Annotated in this window: 16 protein-coding genes and 1 tRNA gene; 6 read left to right on the top strand and 11 right to left on the bottom strand. The window is 34.3% G+C overall.

All coding sequences use genetic code 11. From position 1 onward, the window contains the following. The first annotated feature begins 93 nt into the window (after positions 1–93). Positions 94–1,002, top strand: a complete 909-nt coding sequence (locus tag PQ463_RS20005) for a GYDIA family GHMP kinase (protein ID WP_274255189.1) — start codon at positions 94–96, stop codon at positions 1,000–1,002. Between the two features lie 18 nt (positions 1,003–1,020). Here PQ463_RS20005 and PQ463_RS20000 read toward each other — a convergent pair whose 3' ends face one another. The 7 genes from PQ463_RS20000 to PQ463_RS19970 form a co-directional block, all read right to left on the bottom strand. Further along, on the bottom strand, positions 1,021–1,461 hold the full coding sequence (locus PQ463_RS20000; RefSeq protein WP_111426243.1) for a hypothetical protein: 441 nt from the start codon (positions 1,459–1,461) through the stop codon (positions 1,021–1,023). A gap of 278 nt (positions 1,462–1,739) precedes the next feature. Then, complete coding sequence (locus PQ463_RS19995; protein WP_111426039.1) at positions 1,740–3,839, bottom strand: peptidylprolyl isomerase; 2,100 nt, start codon at positions 3,837–3,839, stop codon at positions 1,740–1,742. 107 nt (positions 3,840–3,946) lie between these two features. Then, positions 3,947–5,203 (bottom strand): hemolysin family protein, encoded by a 1,257-nt coding sequence (locus tag PQ463_RS19990; protein WP_274255188.1) that lies wholly within the window; start codon positions 5,201–5,203, stop codon positions 3,947–3,949. 2 nt (positions 5,204–5,205) lie between these two features. Next, a complete protein-coding gene (locus tag PQ463_RS19985; protein WP_274255187.1) occupies positions 5,206–5,400 on the bottom strand; it encodes a hypothetical protein in 195 nt (64 codons plus the stop codon). A gap of 4 nt (positions 5,401–5,404) precedes the next feature. Continuing rightward, positions 5,405–5,962 carry an LPS export ABC transporter periplasmic protein LptC gene (lptC, locus tag PQ463_RS19980; protein WP_274255186.1) on the bottom strand — a complete coding sequence of 186 codons (558 nt, stop codon included), beginning with the start codon at positions 5,960–5,962 and terminating at the stop codon, positions 5,405–5,407. Between the two features lie 51 nt (positions 5,963–6,013). Further along, the gene (bamG, locus tag PQ463_RS19975; RefSeq protein ID WP_274255185.1) at positions 6,014–7,243 is read right to left on the bottom strand and encodes a BamG family beta-barrel-assembly machinery protein; all 1,230 of its coding nucleotides are present in this window, start codon (positions 7,241–7,243) and stop codon (positions 6,014–6,016) included. Beyond that, positions 7,236–7,970, bottom strand: coding sequence for a type III pantothenate kinase (locus tag PQ463_RS19970; RefSeq protein ID WP_274255184.1), 735 nt, complete (start codon positions 7,968–7,970; stop codon positions 7,236–7,238). Before PQ463_RS19970 ends, bamG begins: the two co-directional genes overlap by 8 nt. Before the next feature lie 99 nt (positions 7,971–8,069). On the opposite strand from PQ463_RS19970, the gene PQ463_RS19965 reads away from it, so the two are divergent. The 3 genes from PQ463_RS19965 to PQ463_RS19955 all read left to right on the top strand — a co-directional run bounded on the left by PQ463_RS19965 (position 8,070) and on the right by PQ463_RS19955 (position 10,281). Further along, positions 8,070–8,142 (top strand) — tRNA-Phe (locus PQ463_RS19965). Positions 8,143–8,540: 398 nt separating this feature from the next. Then, positions 8,541–10,034 carry an MFS transporter gene (locus tag PQ463_RS19960; RefSeq protein WP_274255183.1) on the top strand — a complete coding sequence of 498 codons (1,494 nt, stop codon included), beginning with the start codon at positions 8,541–8,543 and terminating at the stop codon, positions 10,032–10,034. Between the two features lie 10 nt (positions 10,035–10,044). Continuing rightward, positions 10,045–10,281: a DUF6814 family protein gene (locus PQ463_RS19955; protein ID WP_177211167.1), complete on the top strand. Its 237-nt coding sequence runs from the start codon at positions 10,045–10,047 to the stop codon at positions 10,279–10,281. Positions 10,282–10,386: 105 nt separating this feature from the next. Here the strand turns inward: PQ463_RS19955 and PQ463_RS19950 are convergent, their stop codons facing one another. The 4 genes from PQ463_RS19950 to PQ463_RS19935 all read right to left on the bottom strand — a co-directional run bounded on the left by PQ463_RS19950 (position 10,387) and on the right by PQ463_RS19935 (position 18,816). Beyond that, positions 10,387–13,263, bottom strand: a complete 2,877-nt coding sequence (locus PQ463_RS19950) for an alpha-amylase family glycosyl hydrolase (RefSeq protein ID WP_274255182.1) — start codon at positions 13,261–13,263, stop codon at positions 10,387–10,389. 84 nt (positions 13,264–13,347) lie between these two features. Beyond that, the gene (locus tag PQ463_RS19945; RefSeq protein WP_274255181.1) at positions 13,348–14,163 is read right to left on the bottom strand and encodes a SusE domain-containing protein; all 816 of its coding nucleotides are present in this window, start codon (positions 14,161–14,163) and stop codon (positions 13,348–13,350) included. Positions 14,164–14,189: 26 nt separating this feature from the next. Then, on the bottom strand, positions 14,190–15,797 hold the full coding sequence (locus tag PQ463_RS19940) for a RagB/SusD family nutrient uptake outer membrane protein (protein WP_274255180.1): 1,608 nt from the start codon (positions 15,795–15,797) through the stop codon (positions 14,190–14,192). Positions 15,798–15,834: 37 nt separating this feature from the next. Continuing rightward, positions 15,835–18,816 (bottom strand): SusC/RagA family TonB-linked outer membrane protein, encoded by a 2,982-nt coding sequence (locus PQ463_RS19935; protein ID WP_274255179.1) that lies wholly within the window; start codon positions 18,814–18,816, stop codon positions 15,835–15,837. 236 nt (positions 18,817–19,052) lie between these two features. On the opposite strand from PQ463_RS19935, the gene PQ463_RS19930 reads away from it, so the two are divergent. Continuing rightward, positions 19,053–20,084, top strand: a complete 1,032-nt coding sequence (locus PQ463_RS19930; RefSeq protein ID WP_274255178.1) for a LacI family DNA-binding transcriptional regulator — start codon at positions 19,053–19,055, stop codon at positions 20,082–20,084. 175 nt (positions 20,085–20,259) lie between these two features. Then, complete coding sequence (locus tag PQ463_RS19925) at positions 20,260–21,615, top strand: MFS transporter (protein ID WP_274255177.1); 1,356 nt, start codon at positions 20,260–20,262, stop codon at positions 21,613–21,615. Positions 21,616–21,617 lie beyond the last annotated feature (2 nt).

The raw sequence follows: 21,617 nt of genomic DNA, 5'->3' as shown, positions 1-21,617 counted from the left end.
CTATAAATTTCAATATCCAAAATTCTAAATTCCAATGTTGGGGTTTGGAATTTGGAATTTAAAAATTTTTAGAATTTATATAATAAAACAAGTATGCCAACAACCTTTTATAGCAACGGAAAATTATTTATTGCTGGAGAATATCTAGTTTTGGATGGAGCAGATGCATTTGCGTTACCAACAAAATTTGGTCAGGATTTGGTCATTGAAGATTTAGATAACAAACAGATCGAATGGAAAAGTTATGATTACGACAAGCATTTATGGTTTGAAGAAACAATCTCATTTGATGAAGTTATAAAAGGCTCAGATTCGCAAATTGACACCGTAAAAACAACTTTAGTCAACATTCTGCATGAAGCTTATATTTTAAACCCAAAATTTATTGATAATGCTAACGGATATAAAGTCAGCACACATTTGAGTTTTCCAAGAAACTGGGGACTAGGAACTTCTTCTACTCTTATCAATAATATTGCGCAATGGGCTGAAATAAATGCTTTCACACTACTAAAAAATAGTTTCGGCGGAAGCGGTTATGATATTGCATGTGCGCAAAACAACACTCCTGTTTTATATCGCATAAAAGATAATTTTGTACAGCAAGTTGAATTTAACCCCGATTTTAAAGAACACCTTTATTTTGTTTATCTAAATAAAAAACAAAATAGCAAGTCTGCCATATACTCATACAACAATCATAAAAATAGTCATTTAGCCGCAAGCGTATCAGAAAACAATAAAATCACGAATGCTATTCTTCATGCCAAAACATTAAAAGAATTTGCTGCAGCAATTCAGAAACACGAAATTCATCTGAGTAAGGTTTTAGAAATGCAGACCATAAAAGAGGCAATTTTTCCTGATTTTAATGGTGTAATAAAAAGTTTGGGAGCTTGGGGAGGCGACTTTATTTTGGTGGCTTCTAAAGAAAATCCAAAAGAATATTTCTTTAATAAAGGATATGAGACTATTCTGACTTACGAAGAAATGATCTTATAAATCATTTCAAAAAAGCTATTAGTTTACTTTTTTACTGCTTTTAACTTCTTTTGTCTCCAAACGACGAACCGATTTGTCTTGTTCATTTGACTCTATAAGTCTATTGTGCAAACGTTCTGCCATCTTTTCGATGCTATTGGTAATTGAATCGTAAACCACTTCCATTCGACGGTGTTTCTCTTCTTTTACAGCCCTTAAAACATCTTCTACAAAGATTTTATCATATTTCTCAGCAACAGAATCATGCGTATTGGTTAATCTAATCACATTATCGTTACTCAAAATGGTAACTTTAAAATGTTGTTCTTCGTTACTCAAATAATACTTTCCACCCAATTCATCAACATTGATGTCGGTGCTACCTACTTTTAAAAGCTCGATAATAATACCATAAATATGACTTTCTATTTTGGTATATACCCTCTGCTTTCTTCTAAAAATTTTAAAAGTAAAAAACATTAAATGATTGGTTATTAAAGCTTTTGTTTTTTGGAAATTTATTCTTCTTTATTTTATTGTGTGGCAAAAGCCAAAAATATGTTAAAATTAAAAATCGAGCAAATTAACTGTAATATTTTGAAAATCACAAGTTTTTTAAATTAAATTTCGATAATCCCTATATACTTTTAGAAAATTAACAGTAAAAAAGCACAAACCAATTTCTAACTTCCCAAAAAAAAGAAAACCCGAAACACTTAGAGCGTTTCGGGTTTTATATGAGATGAGTTACTTTTTAATTAGTAATTAAATTGTAATCTGTTATCTTCAATTTTAGCATTGTTTTTCAACGCTGGTAATACTCTGTTTACATCAGATGCGCTTTGAGCTTTTACTTTCTCTACGTAAGCAGCGTGATTAGCAATTGCTGGAGCTTTTACAGTTTTGATGTTTTTTACAACATATACTCCAGTATTTCCTTCAATTGGAGCAGAGATTTTGTTTGCAGTTAAAGCGAATGCATTACCTACAACTCTTGGCTCTTGTCCAACTCCACCAGGTAAAACTGGATTATCTAGAGTTACATCAGCAGCTTGCTGAACAGCAACTCCTGCAGCTTTAGCAATAGCTTCAAGGCTTGAACCTTGCATTTTAGCTTTCAACAATTCTGCTTTTTTCTTGTTTTTCAAGATTGGCTCTACATAAGGTCTTGCCATATCAACAGAAACTAAACCAGATTTATTTTCTCCTTTGTATTGTGCAATAACGTGTCCGATGTTTGCAATTTCAAAACGTTTTACATCACCTTTGCTTGTTTCTTTATCAAAAGCCCATCTTACAATGTTACGTTGGTTTCCTAATGGTCCAAACGCTTCATCCATAGCTTTTGCATTAACTGGCTGAGCAACTTTTAAACCTAATTCTTTTGCTGCAGCATTGAAGTCTTTATCAGCAGCATCCATTTCAAATTTAGTTGCTAATGTAAATACTTTATCAGAAGTAGCTTCAGATGGCTCGATTTTTTGAGCAATTGTAGCTAAACGAATTCCGTCTTGTTTATCTGTAATTTTGATAATGTGAAATCCGAAAGGAGTTTCAACTAAACCAACTTTACCAATTCCGTTGCTGAATACAAAATCATTGAAAGGTTTTACCATTTGGTTAGGACCAAAATATCCTAAATCACCACCTTGCTGTGCAGATGAATCATCAGAACTTGTAAAAGCCAACATCATAAAACTATCTGGATTAGCTTGAACTTGTGCTAAAATTTCTTCAGCTTTAGCTTTAGCTTCTTCTTTAGTTCTTTTCTCTTTTGGATTTGGAGTTTGAGACCCTTCGTAACCAATTAAGATATGACTAGCTTTTGCATTAACACCAGCTTTAAATCCTTGAGATTTAGAAATTGCATAGTATCTTCCATAAACGTACGGTCCGTAGATTGCTCCAGCAGGTAAGCTGAATAATTTGTCAGCATCAACAGCTGGCAATGCATTTTTAGGAACATAAGTAGAATCGTAAGGAACATCAGAATTTGCGTTTACAAATTCAGCAATGTTTGTAGCGCTTCTGAATCCTGGCAATGAATCATTTTTACCCGTTTTTGCATTGTAAACAACACTTCCTGATAATAGCGCAGTTAATTTAGCTTTAATTTCAGCCTCATCTTCTTTAGACGCTTTATCTTCAACTAAAACGTATTGAATTTCGCGAGTTGCATCTGCTTTGAATTTCTTCTCGTTTTTCTTCATGTAAGCTACGATCTCATCATCAGAGATTTTTACTTCACTATCTTTAATAGAAGAATAAGGAGCTGCTGCAAAAGCAAAACTTACTTTATTAGTTTCCATTTCATACTTTAATTTTCCTTCACTAGCAGTTGTGTAAAGTCCTGATTTAATTAAAGTATTATAGATTTGAAATTTTGCATTCAATTCAGCATCTTTCTCTTTTTGAGAGATGTATTGTGCAGCTTCTGGATTTGATTTAAAATAATCTTTGAACTTAACAACATCAAACATTCCTGCTGCGTTTAAGAACATTGGGTTTTTACCAATATTTGGATCTGATTTTAAAACCTCTAAAATATGTTTTTCACCAACTCTCAATCCTAATTTGTCAAATTGTGATGACAATAAAGCGATTGAAACTTCTTGATCCCAAACTCTGTTTGCAGCTTCAGTGGAAGTTATCCCTTGCCCACTTTTTTCAACATTACTAACTTTAACTCTAAAGTCTTCAAATGAAATATCTTTTCCATCGATGCTTCCTACATCTTTTGAACTTTGACCAAATGTTCCTCTTGTGAATAGATCTTGTATTATAAATGCAAATAATGCAAGTGCAATAACTCCTATCAATAAAGCGGAACGCTGTCTAATTTTTGCTAAAACTGCCATTTTATTATCGTTAATTTTATATTCAGTTTGCGAAAATACAATTATCTAGTTAATAACAATACAACTAGCGTTTTATTTTCAACATTTTTTTTCATTAATTTAAAAAATCACTCTTTAATTGTCAATTTGACTAGTTCTATTTTCTTATTTGACGCCTCTTCAATAAAGAAATGAAACTTATCTATTACAATCTTATCTCCTTTTTGTGGGATTTCTTTTGTATGATTTACAATAAAACCACCTAATGTGCCATAAGAATCCTCTTCTGGAATCATTAATTTATAGGTTTCATTCAAATACTCTACATCCAATCTGGTAGAAAACAAATACTTCCCTTCTCCTATCTCCTCTTCGATTAATTCTTCATCCAAATCGTGTTCATCTTCAATTTCGCCAAAAAGCTCTTCTACAATATCTTCAATTGTAATGATTCCAGAAGTTCCTCCATATTCATCTAAAACAACTGCAACGTTTTTTCGTTTTTTGATTAATAAATTCAAAACGTCTTTAATTAAAATAGTTTCTGGAACAAACTCGACTGTCATCAAAACCGATTTTATAGTCGCTGGTTTTTTAAACAAATCGAATGAATGAACATAACCCAAGATATCATCTAATGAATTCTGACTTATGATAATCTTAGAATAACCCGTTTCTATAAATAAGGCCCTAAGATCATCAACAGTATCAAAAAGATCTATATCTACAATTTCTGTTCGAGGCGTCATAATATCACGCGCCTTTACATTTGAAAATTCTAAAGCATTCTGAAAAATCTGAATTTCCGAATCTACCTCTTCATCTTCCTCAACAGTACTCATTTGTTCCGTAATGTAATTTCCCAACTCGATACGGCTAAACAAATGAATTTGATTTCCTTCTGTTTTAAAAAATTTACTCAACACAAAATCTGCAATCCAAATAAAAAATGTAGAGATGTAATAAAATAATCGGTAGAATAAATAGGCCGGAAGCGCCAGAATTTTAATTAAAGAATTGGCATAAATCTGAAAAAAGACCTTCGGGAAAAATTCTGAAGTCAATAAAACTACAAATGTGGCAAGAAGTGTCTGAATGAGAATATTCCACCAATCAGAAAAAATCAATCCAAAATAAGCCATCCAACCTAAAATAAGATCGCCCATAAAAAAACCGTAAATCACCAAGGCCACATTGTTGCCAATAAGCATGGCCGCAATAAATTTTGATGGATTTTCGGTTAGTTTCGTTAAGATTCGAGACAGAAAATCGTCTTGTTTCTTTTCAATCTCGAGATAAATTTTGTTGGCGGATGTAAAAGCAATTTCCATCCCAGAAAAAAAGGCGGCTAGTATTAAACATATTATTATAATACTAATTTCCATTTTTATTGGTTTTTGTTTCGGTCGTTATGCTTATTAAGAAATCTTCTCCTAAAGAAAAACATAAAAATAGCCATTCCTGCAATTACAAAATAAAAAGGATAGCTCTCATCTCCCGCATTTAGTTTTACAATACCATCGTAAGTAAAGAAAACTGCAAAAAGGATGTAAACGTATTGTGTATATTTTAAATAACCCATAATATTATAATTCTTTGTCTGATTCAATTTCACCGCTTATTCGCTGCGAATTGATCACTTTAAAATCTTTGCTAAAATCTATCCCTTGACCATAGGAAACTCCTTTTATATCGGTCAATTTAAACTTTCTTTCTGTATAAAACCACTCATTCTTTTGGTCAAAATACAATTGTTCCGTTTCTAAAACCTGTCCCGCTTCTGAAGTGATTTTTACTTTTCCTATCAAATCAATGATTCCAGTATTTTTATACGAAACTGCATAATTACCTTTTATAAAGGTACGCTTTTGCTTTTTATCATATAAAGTAACATCAATTCCTTTTGGAAATTCTGTAAAAGGGAAATCAAGATTTGAATAATCCAGCATTTTTGGGCTTATCAAAACACCTGTAATGCGCCCAGAGTCTGTATATTTAACATTTACAGTGTCGGCATCGCTGGCAGGAACGAATTCTGAGAAGTTAATTTTCTGAACTTCTTTAAAATTACTTTCGCATCCAAAAAATAGTGTCACAGCAAAAACTGTGACAGCTATGAGACTATATCTTTTTGGTAAATTCATTTGCCAAATGTAGTAAATTGTAATGAGCTTCTAAAAGATAATATATTTTGATTATTGGTATTTGCTCTTCACAAACCATTTATCGTTGAAAGAGAAACTCACACTGAAATTAACATAATTCTCTTGCACTAAATCTGCAGCTGTTGTACCACGCTTACCAAATTCAATCCCAAAGTTTACATTTGAATAAGATCCAGGAATTGGAATTCCTGCTCCCAGTGACATTCCGATATCTTTAATTGATTCGTTGTTTACGATTAAACCAATTTTTTCGTATTTCAAACCAGCTCTATACGTAATTCTGCTCATGTAACTAGTAAAAGAATTATAATTTGGAAGGTAATATCCTCCAAGCGCATATTTAGAATAGCTTTCGTATCTTACGTTATTCGCTGCATTATAATAATTCTCTAACTGTCCGTCTCCTTGAAAAGTCATATTTGCTCCCACAAGCCATTTTCTAGCTTCACCAACACCTAAACCAATACTTAACTTATTTGGAAGTTTTAATTTTGTTGATTCTGTTGGAACTGCATAAGCTTCTGGATCTCCTTGAACTGAAATCACTCTCGTATTATCTGAGTTCAGATTACTCGCAAAAGAATAACTCAAACTAGAGAATATGCTCATCTTTTTATAGATTTTTTTCTGGTACATAGTCCCGAAACTGAATCCCATACCTGAAAGTTCAGAAGTATTAACTTCAGCTGTTCCATTTTGGACTCCAGTAATTGCTTCAACACTTGTTGTTGTAATTTTTCCAAAATTATACTGTGCGTCTACCCCGATATTCCAGTCTTTCATTATTTTGTATGATAAACCAAAATACACTTTATTTACACCACCTTTTCCATCAAGCTGCGAACTCGTTGCTCCTTCTGTTGCAGAATTGTCGTCACGTATTTTGTATCCTACTGAAGTTACAGGAATCAAACCGAATGAAGCACCAAATTTTCCCATTGGGATTCCTAACGCCAAATAATCAAAAGTAGAACGCTGTGCTTTTTCTGATGCAGAAGTTGTTTTTAAATTTGAAGTCGCAAATGTCCCTCCAACTGTAAAAGTTGTCTGAATTAAGCTGGCATAACTTGCCGGATTTTCTAAATTTAAGTGAATCGTATCTTGCTCTACTGCAACTCCTGCCATAGATCTGTTTTCAAGAGTTCCCTTGAATCTCACATCTCCTATTCCGAAAAAAGAATAAGGTGAAGCAGTACCTTGTTGAGCGAATGAAACGAACGATATAAGCAAACAAGCGCTTAGTATTACTTTTTTAATCATTGTCGATTTTATATTGATATGTTTGGCTCAAACTCTCCAGAAGGAAATTTGAATTGGCAAATATGGTATTTTTTAATCGTTTAGCCAAAAAATCTGCATCGCCTCCCGTTAAAATTATGATAAAATTTGAAAACTCTTTGCGATATTCATCGATAAAACCGTCAATCTCATAGACGAAACCATTGACAACACCAGAATGTATGGCTTGTGCCGTAGAGTTTCCTACATAAGAATCGGGTTCTTCTAAGGTTAGTAACGGCAGTCTGGCTGTAAAATTATGCAATGATTCATATCGTAAGCGAAGACCAGGAGAGATGGCTCCTCCTAAATAATTGTCATTTTCGTCGATAAAATCGTAGGTAATGCAAGTTCCTGCATCTATAACTAAACGGTTTTGTTTTGGAAATTGTAATGTGGCTCCTGCTGCCAAAATCATCCTGTCTATTCCCAAAGTTTTTGGGGTTGCATATTTATTATGGAAAGGAAAAACATCTTCGTGGGTAAAAAAATGAACTTTGAGTCTATTTTCAAAAGTTAAAAATGATTGTTTTTCGATATTTCCTACCGAAGCAACAACCAAATCCGAGCATTTTGGATATTTTTCTAAAATTTTTTCAATTTTTTTTTCGAGTTCGTTTTTCTCAAAAATAAAACTTTCTAGGGCAGTATTATCCTCAAAGACAGACGCTTTAATTCTGGTGTTTCCGACATCAACCGTTAAAATCATATTTCCTTTTTTGCTTTTGCGAAGATACGAATTGATTTTTTCTAAAAAATGTTTTGCACAAACCAAAAATGATTATATATTTGCACCCGCAACAAGCACGGTACCTTAGCTCAGATGGTAGAGCAATGGACTGAAAATCCATGTGTCCCTGGTTCGATCCCTGGAGGTACCACAAAACCCGAATAGAAATATTCGGGTTTTTTGTTTTTATACTTTTCTGTTTTTCAATCACAGTCCCTATAGTCATGGATGATGTCATTAAGTTAATTTTTTTGTATTAATTTTTTGAATAGCCTCCAGCTTCAGCTGGAGGTGTTTAACAAACCAACAATAAGGCTTTAGCCAAATCATGCATTTTTGGCTAAAGCCATTTCTATTGCTTTTTATGCAAACTCCAGCTAAAGCTGGAGCCAATTCAAAAAAACTTTGCGAGTCTTTGCGATTAAATTCAAAAGTCAACAAATAGACAGTTTTTGTTAAAAAAGTATTGACTGAATAAAAAAATATCTTCTATATTCGTAAAACTGTATTTTTACATTTCATTCATTAATAAGATCTCAAAGCAGTTTTATGAGCAAAACTTCTACTAAGGGCATTTGGAAAGTAATTTCGGCCTCTTCTATGGGCACCATGATTGAATGGTACGACTTTTACATTTTTGGCAGTTTAGCTGTCGTTATTTCGACAAAATTTTTCCCTAGTGACAATCCAACCGCAGCGTTTTTATCTACTTTAGCCACATTCGCCGCTGGATTTGTAGTCCGTCCATTTGGGGCCTTATTTTTTGGAAGACTTGGAGATATTATTGGCCGTAAATATACTTTTATGGCTACCTTATTATTAATGGGTGGCTCAACCTTTTTAATAGGTTGTATTCCGAGCTATGAAACTATTGGCTTTCTAGCTCCTTTATTAGTTCTGATTTTACGTTTACTGCAAGGTCTTGCTCTAGGAGGAGAATATGGCGGAGCCGCAACTTATGTAGCTGAACATGCTCCAGCTGGAGAAAAAGGATATTGGACTTCCTGGATTCAGACTACTGCCACAGTTGGTTTGTTTATTTCTCTAATGGTTATTCTAGCAACCAAAAGTGTACTTTCTGCCGAAGCTTTTGATTTATGGGGATGGCGTGTTCCTTTTTGGGTCTCTATTGCTATGGTTGGCGTTTCGTATCTGATTAGAAAAAATATGGATGAATCTCCTGTTTTCGCGAAAGCTAAAAAAGAGGGGACAACGAGTACAAATCCGTTAAAGGAAAGTTTTGGAAACCGATACAATTTAAAATTTGTTCTTTTAGCTTTATTTGGCGCTACTATGGGACAAGGCGTTGTCTGGTATACGGGACAATTCTATGCGATGAGTTTTATGAAAACCGTTATGAATATTGACTCTTCTCAAGTTGATGAATTATTAGGAATTGCGCTTTTAATTGGAACTCCATTTTTTATTGTTTTCGGATGGTTAAGCGATAAAGTTGGTCGCAAGTACATAATGATGTTCGGAATGTTGATTGCTATACTATCATACAGACCTATTTATAAAACGATGTACGACACAACTGATGTAAGCAAGAAAACAGAGATTCTTGAAACCCCAAGAGTTTCAACTGAAAGCAAAGCTGACGGAAGTTCAATCACAATTACAGAAAAAAAATATACAGACGGTACATCTGTGGTGGAGAAAAAAACGTATTTGAACAAAAAGGATGCTCAAATCAGCATTTCAACAACAATTAATTCAAGCGATAAATGGACATTGACCTTTTTAGTTTTTATTCAGGTACTATTTGTAACCATGGTTTATGGCCCTATTGCGGCATTTTTGGTAGAAATGTTTCCAACCAAAATTAGATATACTTCCATGTCTCTTCCTTATCATGTAGGAAATGGAATTTTTGGCGGATTGCTCCCTGCCATATCAACTTACTTTGTATCACATGCCAAAACAGCAGGCAAAACCGATTTTTATTTGGACGGATTATGGTATCCAATAATTATTGCAGGAATCTGCTTTGTAATTGGAATGATTTATATTGACAACAAAAACAAAACTACTCACCTTTAAAATTTAAAAAATGAATGCGATTAAACAAGTTTTAGGGGCTTTATGGATTGCTTTAGCGGCTGCAGCGGCTTATTTCTGTGTCTTTGAGTTTGGTTTACCTAAACTACTTTCGGACCAGCAGGATGATTTGGTATTTGGTGCCATTATTCTATTTATACTTACACCACTTATTGTTATGGGCTTAGGAACATTTGGATATTATTCTCTAATTGGAGAATACAACGATACGAAAAGAAAAAATAAATAGACCCTATCTTAAAAAATCAGAAAAGGACTGTCTGCAATACGCAGAACAGCCCTTTTCATTACTAACCTAACCAAATTTTTAATCTGTTAAGATCTATTTTTAAGTTTATCTTTTAATAAACTTCATCATCTGAGTTTTACCGTTTTCGTCAGAAGTTTTTACTATATACAATCCTGATTGCAATTCGCTTACGCCAAATTGAGAATCGGATGTACCATTTGAATTAAAGCTTTTCACCAGCTGACCTGAAACAGAATAAATTTGAACTTTTACAAAACCAGCATTTAGAGTAAAATAATCTGCCACTGGATTTGGATACAGATTAACAGCATTTCCTTTTTCAAAATCCTCTATTGCTAAATTTGCCACTTTGTTCCCGTAAATTCTATATTCTCCAGCCGGTAGATTTATAGGAGCATTTACATCTGTTACAGTAATAGTGGTATTATCCATTAAATTATACCAGATTCCTGCATACGGAAAACCAGTCGCAACGTTTTGAGCCGTAGTATCAAAATTTGCTAATATCAAAACATCTTTTAACTGTGCGGAAGTTAAGCTGCTGTTGGTAATTTTGATGTTTACTGCTAAAGTAGCCGCATTGTTCATTGTTGCTGTCCCTAAAAATACTGGCTCAGTTTTTTTAAGCGTAATCATTTTAGCCCAATCGTTATAAATTTTATTGCGATTAGAATTTCCTAACCAATTATTTACCCATTGAGGTTGTGGTTTAGTATCTAATTTACAATCCCCTCCTGTAGCATCTGAATCTGTATTTACGGAATTATCATTACAAGTAAAAATAGAGCTTTCCCAACCTAATTCTCCAAAATGCCAAATCATTTTTGGCCCTGGAATCAATAAAGAAACCGCACCAATGGCTGACATTCTAGACAAAGCCGTATTTAATGTTTTTACATTATATGCACCATTTACAGCTCCATACTGTACATTTTTATACATCAAGCGTTCTTCGTCATGGCTTTCTGCATAACCCATTAATCGATTGGCAGTAAAACCACGGTTTGCACTATTCATTCTAAAAATGTTGCTCTCAGAAGCATACCCCATCGACAACTGATTGTACTCTTTAGTCATTTTTCCCCACATCATTACACCTTTACTCGGTGTTTCTTCTACTCTATAATTTGCCCATTCTTTTTCTTCTGCATCAGTTCCTAAATGTTCAAAAATGGTATAATGTGTCGGATCTATTGCCCATGAAAAGTCAGCATATTTTTTCAGAATATCAACACGGTCTTGTTTGTATGAATCCGTACATGCATTATCGCCTGCTGTGCATAATTGAGTAAAACCTTTAGTTAAATCCCAACGGAAACCGTCAATTTTATATTCTTCAATCCACTGCTTAATTACTCGATTTACATAATATTGCGTTTTTAGAGATTGATGATTAAAATCTTCACCAACGCTATAACTATGTTTTGCTACAGTATTAAAATACGGATTTTCTGCAGTTGGCGAACCAAAACCATCTCCATCTGGATCATTCATCCACATTCTCACCATCGGATTTCTTCCGAAAGCGTGATTTAAAGCCACATCAAGAATTACAGCAATTCCGTTTTGATGGCATAAATCAATAAACTCTTTTAATTTATCTGAAGTTCCGTAAAACTTATCCAGAGCCATATGAAATGAAGTGTTATAACCCCAACTTTCATTGCCTTCAAATTCCATCACCGGCATTAATTCGATCGCATTGATTTTTAGATTCTTAAAGTAATCTATTTTATCAATTAAGCTTTGATAGCTTCTTGCCGCATCAAAATCACGAACTAAAACTTCATAAACAACTAACTTTTCTTTTTGAGGTTTTTCAAAATTAGCTACTTGCCAATTATACGGAGTCTGCCCTGTTTTTAAAACTGTAACCTCAAAATTTTGTCCCGTTGGATAAACTGGCATATTTGGATATTTAGCAGCCGGAATCGAAGGATCATCATAAGGAGATAACACCAAAGTAGAATAAGGATCTGCAGTTTTTACCATTGCTGGCGAATTGGCAAGTGGCGTTGCATCGACAACCCAATACTGATATGTATTATTTTCACCTGAAACCAAACCTGTTAGTTCTAGCCAAAATTTTCCTGAAGACGGATCTTTTTTCATGGCATAAGCCGATGTTGGCTGCCAATTATTAAAACTTCCCGCTACATATACAAAATCCTTTAAAGGCGCATCTAATACCAATGTTGCTTTTGTAAAATCGGTAGGATTATAATTAATTCCATCAACCAAACCTGCTGGCATAGCTTCAGAAACAGTATTTGGATTTATAACTACTGTAAATTTCTTTGAAACTACGGTTGCTCCTTGAGTGGCAACTAATTCATAATTTTGGTTTCCTACAATATTAGTATGTGTATAAGAATAACTTGAAGTACTGGTATTTGTATTGATTGTTGTTCCGTTAGCTTTTAATGTATAACTCCCCGCACCTCCAGTATTTGTTGCCGTAATATTAAAACTTGAACCAGAATTAATAATGGTTGTACTATTTTCGACTGGAGAAGTCAAAGTAACTTGAAAAGATCCTACATTAAGAAAAAAATCGGAACATGATGGCGCCAATTTCATCGTCTGACTTCCATTCGCGCTTCTAAATACAATTCCCATTTTGGTTGCTGCAATTTGCTGAGCCGATGTTAATCCGAAATAGATACTAGGAGTAATTGTAATGCTCCAAGTGCCATTCGCATTTTTAGTCATTAGACCAACACCATCATCTACACCCCAATTTCCTTTGGCGGTTTGCCAAGGACTTGCATCGGTACCAATTCCTGAATGCATATACACTTTTGTTGGATTGGTTCCCATTGTATTGCACGTGCTTGATGCAAATGAAGCCGTAATCGTAATAGGCTCATTTACCTGAAACACTGCTGGTGAAACTGATATTTGTTGAGCATGGATAGCAAGTGACAGTAAAAAGAAAATAAAAAGTATTATTTTTTTCATAATCTAGTGGTTTGTTTGGTTAGTTAGCTTGATTAAAAAAGGGCTATCTGGAGATAGCCCTTTTTTGTAGATTCCATTAAAAAACTAGTCTAATGTAATTTTTTTCGCACCATTGTCAATAGTTAAAACTCTTGGTCCCGTTGGTCCAGTATATTTAAAGTTACTATCACCATCACCAGCGTTTACTAATTCGTCATCGATAGTGTAACCCAATCCTGAATAATAAGTATAATTGTGACTTGCATCCCAGTTACCATTACTTGTAAAGTTATTTCCTAAGAATTCTCTAAATGCTTCTCCACTTTTAAGAACAACTTTTACTTGATAAACATCTGTTTTACCAACTACTAATGGGAATTCTGTTTCAGCATCACCATCCCAAGACCATCCTCCTGGAGTAGCAGCACCAACTAACCAGTGAGAAGTTGCTAATGGAGTGTGATAAGGAGTAGCTTTAAAAGTATAGAAGTTAGAATATTGCGCTTCAGCTCCGGTACCAACTGTAGCTTTGATACGAATATCAACATTGTTTTCTTCTTTCTCAATAAACCCTCCATTTACTAGAGCCGAGTTCAATTCCGCAACTGTTAAAGCTTTATAACGTGCTGTAGTTGTAGTAACAGTCACAGGCGTTGCAAATTTTGTTCCTGCTTTTGCGATTTCAATAGTATAATTAACAACAGTCGCTGTACCATCATACTTTGCATAATCCCAAATTACTGTTGTAGCAATCTCATTTTCATTTTCTTTTGTAAGAACAATGTTGAAATCATTTTGTGGGCTAAGCAAAACTGGTGCCGATGCTGGCGTAATTACTGGTCTGTCTTCTACATCATCTGCATTACATGACACCGCTAATACACCAATAAATGCGATTAAAATTTTATATATATTTTTCATTTTGTTTATTTTTTTATAAAGGTTAGTTAGTATCCTGGATTTTGTTTTAAAGTTGGGTTAGCTTGAATAGCTCGCGACGGAATAGGCATCAAATCTCTGAATAAGTCTGTACCACTACCATTTTTTACGCCACCTTTCCATTGCCAGATTTTAGATGATCCTGTGAATTTACCAAAACGGATCAAATCTGTTCTTCTATGACACTCCCAAAACAATTCGCGAGCTCTCTCATCTAAAAGAAAATCTAAAGTTAAATCTGTAGTTGTAATAATACCCGCACTAGCTCTCGCTCTAATTTTATTTACATATCCTAATGCTGTTGCAATATTACCTGTTGATGCTCCTCTAAGTGTTGCTTCAGCATACATTAAATACACATCTGACAATCTAAACATTGGGAAATCTGTATCAGGAACATCCTCTCTTTGAGCTGCTGTACCATCAGAATTAATATTGGTAAATTTTGTAACCGCGTAACCATTAGTAAAAACCCCAAAATCAGCAATATCTAAAGTTTGTCCATCAGTATAAAAAGTACCTCTGTGGTCAGAAGTTGCCGTTACGTCAGGAAATAATCGAACAAATTCTGGTCTTGCTCTTGTTCCTGACCAACCTCCATTCATTCCTAAACTAGCACCTGGCAAACTACCACCAATAGCTGCATGAATAATAAAACTCATACCTCCTCCTACTGCTCTAATAGCATTACCATCACTAACAACTGGAAATATAACTTCTTTTTGCGCTCCATTTCTGTCATTATTTGCAGAGAATAAATAACGATAAGGTACATCTGCAAAAGTATAAGCAGAACCTGTTATGATATCATTACAAACTGTAGCTGCTTCAGTATATCTTTCTGTTCCTGTATAAACTTTAGAATTTAAATAAATCTGTGCTAATAAAAATTTAGCTGCAGTTTTATCAACTCTTCCATATTCATTAGATCCAGAAGGAGCCAATGTTTTATCAATATCTTTTAACTCTGACTCTACATAAGCAAAAACTTCCGCTCTAGTTTTTTGTTCTGGATAAAAGAAACCAACAGGGTCTTTTTCAGTAGTGATTGGCACATTTCCGAACAAATCCATTAAATTATAATATGAAAATGCTCTTAAGAAACGAACTTCTGCTCTAAATCTCTCAACTTCTGCTTTCTTTGCCGCATCAACACCACGCTCCGTTAGTTTTTCGTCTGTTGTTTGTCTCAGAAACTCGTTAGCAACACTAATTTCATAAAATGCTCTTGAGAAAACTCCATATAAAAACTGGTTGCTTGGACTCCATTTTTGTCCATTTATTGCTGGTAAACCGTCATCAGACCAAGCAATAATAGCTTCATCAGTAGGGAATTCTTGAGTAACAAAAAGCAAACGTAAATAACTACTAAAATCACCTCCAAGACCTGAAATATCAGCTTGTCCATCACCATCATTTCCTCCTACATATAGACCAGCATATAATTTTGCCAATACTTGTTTGTAAGATGTCGGATCTTTAAAAAAGTCATCAGAAAGAAACTCATCATCATCTGTTGGCTTCACATCCAAATCGTTCGTACACGAAGTAAGTGTCATATTTAATCCTAAAATTAATAGGAGAAAATAAGATATATATTTAAATGATATTTTCATTTTATTGATTTTTAAAATTTTATTTTTCAATGTACTATTAGAAATTTGCATTAACTCCAAACAAGAATGTTCTTGCTCTAGGGTAAACGTTATTGTCTATTCCGTTGAATTTTTCAGGATCCAAACCATTGTATTTTGTAAGAACAAAAACATTTTGAACTCCCGCTGTAAATCTTAGTGATGCTGCTTTTAATAACGTTTTATTAAAAGTGTATCCTAATACAATGTTATCCAACTTAATGAAAGAAGCGTCTTTTACGAAGTAATTAGAATAATTACGCTGTGTTCCATTAGAGTTACTTTCAGTAGTAAAACCAGTATTAAAATAATCTGTAGTTATATTAGCTAAATCAGTTTGTCTTCTTAATCCTGCTTCTAAATATCCTTTATCTGAACTCACGTTATCGAAAATATAATTTCCTAAACTAGCTCTCCAGTTCATTGAAAAATCGAAATTTTTGTAATTTAAAGTGGAGTACAATCCAAAAGTGTAATCTGCTGTTGGCTTATGGAATTTATAACGGTCAGCATCTGTAATAACCCCATCGCCATTTCTATCTGCATAAGCACCTTGAATTGGTCTTTTGTTTGCATCATATAATTGTTCGAATACAAAGAATGAATTTGGCGCAAATCCTTCTGAATGAATTAAAACTTGGTTTCCAGTTCCTCCAGCAATGTTATCTCCTGTCAAATATCCTTGGAATCCAGGAATTGTATTTCCTAAATCAGAAATTTTCTGATCAATGTAAGTTGCATTAACAGCAACATTCCATGTTAATTTATCATTTTTAATAATGTCAGACTGAAGGCTGAACTCAACCCCTTTTGTTCTAACGCTACCAATATTACTATAACCCTGGTTTCTAATATTTGCACCATCTGGCACAGGAATATTTGCTAATAAATCGCTTGATTTTTTGTCAAAATAGTTAACAGAACCTGTCAATCTTTCGTTAAAAAATCCAAAATCAACCCCTAGGTTCATCTCTGCAAGATCTTCCCATTTTATATCTTCATTATATCCTTCAGGTCTTGCAGCTCTGTAAATAACTCCGTTAAAAACATATTGCGTATTAAGTGTTCCTAAAGTCACACGACGTAAGTAATCGTATGCAGGCGGAATATCTTGTTGTCCTGTAGTACCGTAACCTACTCTTAATTTCAAACTAGACAAAGTCTCATTATCTTTTAAGAAAGCTTCTTCTGCCATATTCCATGCAAAAGCTCCTCCCGCAAAATTACCCCATCTGTTTTCTTTAGAGAAACGAGAAGTTCCGTCTCTTCTATAGTTTACAGTTAATAAATACCTACTGTCGTATCCTAAATTCAAACGTCCAAAATACGATTGCAAGTTAACGTCTGGATCTGTAGTAACATCCGCAGGTGGATTCGGCTGCTTAATGTCTCCTGAATTATATCCCTCACGCTGGAACAACTGATAGTTGTATCCTGCAGTAGCATCAATCTTAAACTTTCCTAAATCTTTAGTATAATTAAAGTAAGTATTTAAGTTTTTATTCTGACGGTGATCTGTATAATGCGTGTATCCTCCTAGATTAGTCCAGTTGCCTTTATCAAATGTAGTAGGCTGATATCCTAAAATACTCTCAGTACTGATTGCATTGTAACCATCACTATCAAATGCATCGATACCTGCTTCTGCAACGATTCTTAAGTCTTCGAAGAAATGGAATTTATAATCTAATCTAATATTACCCCATTTTCTTGTAGAAGTTGCTCTTCTATCTTCTTGATTTAATCTTGCCACAGGGTTTCTTGCTGGCAATAATGGTACATTTCCGTTTGGTTCCAACCATTCGAAGTATCCTCCATAACGAGAACCTGCTTCGTAAACTGGCTGAGTTGGATCAAATATAATAGCACTACTAATTACTGCTCCTTCATTTTGGAATTGATTTTTTCCAAAAGCTAAATTTCCAGTAATGTCAATTTTTAAGTGATTGTCAAAAAGAACTGGATTCAACGATAACGATGTCGTAGTTCTTTCAAAAGAAGTGTTTCTTAAAATTCCAGGATTATCAACATTTCCAACAGATAAACGTGCTGGTAATTTGTTGAATAAAGAGCCGCTTACAGAAATATTATTGTTTGTTGTTAAAGCAGTATGGAAAATTTCATCCTGCCAATCAGTATTTGCTGTACCTAACAAAGCTTTTTGAGCTGCAGTACCTTTTTCATTTACCAAAGCACGATATTGATCTGCACTTAAAACGTCAACAGTATTAGCAACAGTATTGATACCAACTTGAGAGCTAAAGTTGACTTTTACACCACTTTTTGTACCTTTTTTAGTTGTAATAACAATTACACCATTTGCTGCACGAGAACCATAAATTGCCGCTGCAGACGCATCTTTAAGAACAGTGAAAGATTCAATATCATTAGGATCAATTGTAGACAAAACACTTGTTGCTCCATCAGGAACTGAATTACTCATTGGAAGTCCGTCAATAACAATTAATGGCTCATTAGAAGCACTTAATGAAGATCCTCCACGAATTCTAATATCTGCTTTTGCTCCTGGAGCTCCACCTCCAACTACATTTACACCAGCAATACGTCCGCTGATTAATGTCTCAGGAGTTACGTTAATTCCTTTATTAAAGTCTTTTGCAGCAATTTGAGAAACAGATCCTGTTGCGTCTTTTTTCTTCACAGTCCCGTAACCAACTTGCACCACAACTTCTTTAAGCTGATTGGTGTCTTCTTCTAAAGTAACGTTAAGTGTTTTTTGACCTGTGTACTCAATTGTTTCTGTTTTGTAACCAATAAAAGAAACAACAATTTTGTTACCATTTTTAACATTTGATAGCTGGTAATTTCCATCAAATCCAGTTGATGCGCCATTTGGAGCACCTTGTACATTTACATTTACCCCTGGTATTGGCTGACCTGTCGTTTTATCAACAACAGTCCCTTTTAAAGTGTTCTGAGCCAACACTGTAAAAGGCAACAATAGGAATAAAAATAACAACTTTTTGTAAATTGTTTTCATACTTTTTGTTTAAATTAGTTTTGAGTTTTTGAATGTTAGTTAAGTTTTTAATTTTACTTCGAATTTCAAAATTATGAATTTATTAACATGCTCGACAGCAGGCACTTTTTATTGCTTTACGAAAACGTGGTAGTGTTGAAAACTTTCTATTTTTTGTAATCTTTCAGTGTTAAAATTGCAAATACCAAAAATATTATACACCTTTATTATTAATTAGATTTTTTTCGATTAACTCCATGAAACGTAAAATAACCCTCAAACAGATTGCAAAGGAACTTGATGTATCCATTTCAACTGTCTCAAAATCACTCAGAAACAGTCTTGAAATTGGAGAAGAAACACGCCTAAAAGTTCAGGCTTTTGCAAAGTTTTATAACTATAAACCAAACAATATTGCCCTTAGTTTAAAAAACCGAAAAACGAAGAGTATCGGCATCATTATTCCCGAAATTGTACACTACTTTTTCTCTACTGTAATCAACGGAATTGAACAGGTTGCGAACGAATATGGCTATAGTGTTGTCATCTGTGTATCTGATGATTCTTTTGATAAAGAAGTGCTAAATATGGAGATGCTGGCCAACGGAAGCATCGACGGCTTTATCATGTCTCTTTCTAAAGAAACACAGTATAAAGGCGACTTCCATCACATTACAGAAGTTATCAATCAAGGAATGCCCGTAGTCATGTTTGACCGCGTTACCAACGACATTTTATGCGATAAAGTAATTATTGATGATAAATCTGCAGCGTATGAAGCGGTTCAGAGTTTAATTGACAGCGGACGTAAAAAAATTGCTTTAGTTACAACTGTAGATTATGTAAGCGTTGGAAAACTGCGAACTGACGGTTACGAAAAAGCGTTACTAGATAATGGACTACCCTTTAATGAAGATCTAATCATAAAGATTGAAGATGTAGATACTTGCGAAATAACTATTTCTGAGCTTCTGCACGCCAGAGCTTTCGATGCTGTTTTTGCTGTAAATGAGCTTTTTGCAGTAACAATTATCAAAACCGCAAATAAAATGGGATTAAAAGTTCCTGAAGATTTAGCAGTAATTGCTTTTACCGATGGAATTATTTCAAAATACTCAACTCCAAGTATTACAACTGTAAGCCAAAGTGGCGAAAAAATGGGAAATAAAGCTGCTAAAATGCTTATAGAAAGGATAGAAGCCGAAGAAGATGACGATGAAGAACACAATGAAAATTACATCACCGAAGTTATAGAAACTCATCTTATAAAAAGAGAATCTACTGACTAAAATACTTAAAATCAATATTTTCTAGAGCCATAAAAAATATTTATGGCTTTTTTATTAGCATATATAAAAAAATAATTTATAATTTTACGCCCGTCAAGGCTTTTAGTTTTACTTCGAAAGGAACAAAGTTTTGATAAGCAAAGCGCTTATCGTATAATTTTCACAAATTACGATAATGGAAAAGCGTAAATTAAGTTTCTGGGAAATCTGGAACATGAGTTTCGGATTCTTAGGAATCCAAATGGGGTTTGCACTTCAGAATGCAAATGCCAGCAGAATTCTTCAAATTTTTGGTGCTGATGTACATGAACTTTCGTGGTTCTGGATTATTGCTCCTCTAATGGGATTAATAGTTCAGCCTATCATTGGTCATTATAGCGACAAAACCTGGGGAAGATTCGGCAGACGAAAACCTTTCTTTTTAGTGGGAGCCGTTTTAGCTTCGGTAGGATTAATTCTAATGCCGCAGGCTAATATTTTCATTTCTGTTTTACCTGCCTTATGGGTTGGAGCTGGAATGTTAATGATTATGGACGCTTCTTTCAACATTGCAATGGAACCTTTCAGAGCACTTGTTGGAGACAATTTAAGAACAGACCAGCGTACTGCAGGATTTAGTATTCAGACTTCATTAATTGGTTTTGGAGCCGTAATTGGTTCTGCATTGCCATACATTCTTACGAAATATTTTGGCGTGCCAAACAGCACAGTTCCTGGAAGCGTTCCGTTAAATCTAACGTTGTCTTTTATTATCGGAGCGGCGGTTTTAATTGGCTCAATCTTAGTTACGTTATTCACAACAAAAGAATATTCGCCAGAAGAATTAGCAAAATTTGAAGATCCACAAAATGATGCAATTTCTGATTCCGAAGAAAAATCAAAAATCACAGACATCTTTACCGATTTTGCAAAAATGCCTGTTACAATGCGTCAGTTAAGCTGGGTGCAGTTTTTCTCTTGGTTCGGATTATTCGGAATGTGGGTTTTTACCACTCCGGCAATCGCACACCACATTTACGGTTTACCATTAGAAGATACGTCAAGCCAACAATATCAAGACGCTGGTGACTGGGTCGGAATACTGTTTGGTGTTTACAACTTAGTTTCGGCTATCGTTGCTTTGTTTTTCTTACCCTATATCGCTAAAAAAATTGGGCGAAAAGCAACACACTCACTTTCATTAGTCATTGGAGGAATTGGATTAATCTCCATTTATTTCATGCCAAATGAAGACTGGGTTGTACTTCCAATGATCTTAATCGGAGTTGCTTGGGCGAGTATCCTAGCAATGCCATACGCTATTCTTGCGGGTTCTATTACACCTAAAAAAATGGGAGTTTACATGGGAATCTTCAACTTTTTTGTTGTTATTCCTCAAATTGTAAATGCTCTAATTGGTGGTCCAATTGTAAAATACATTTACAACGGAGACGCAATTTATGCCTTAGTTACAAGCGGGGTTAGTTTTTTAATTGCTGCTGCTTTAGTTTCTAAAGTAAAAGACGTAGACGACTTTACTCAAAAATCATAACA

This window comes from Flavobacterium sp. KACC 22763, assembly GCF_028736155.1.
Classification (GTDB): Bacteria; Bacteroidota; Bacteroidia; order Flavobacteriales; family Flavobacteriaceae; genus Flavobacterium.
The sequence above is the reverse complement of the archived record's forward strand: the minus strand, read 5'-3'. Positions and strand labels throughout refer to the sequence as shown.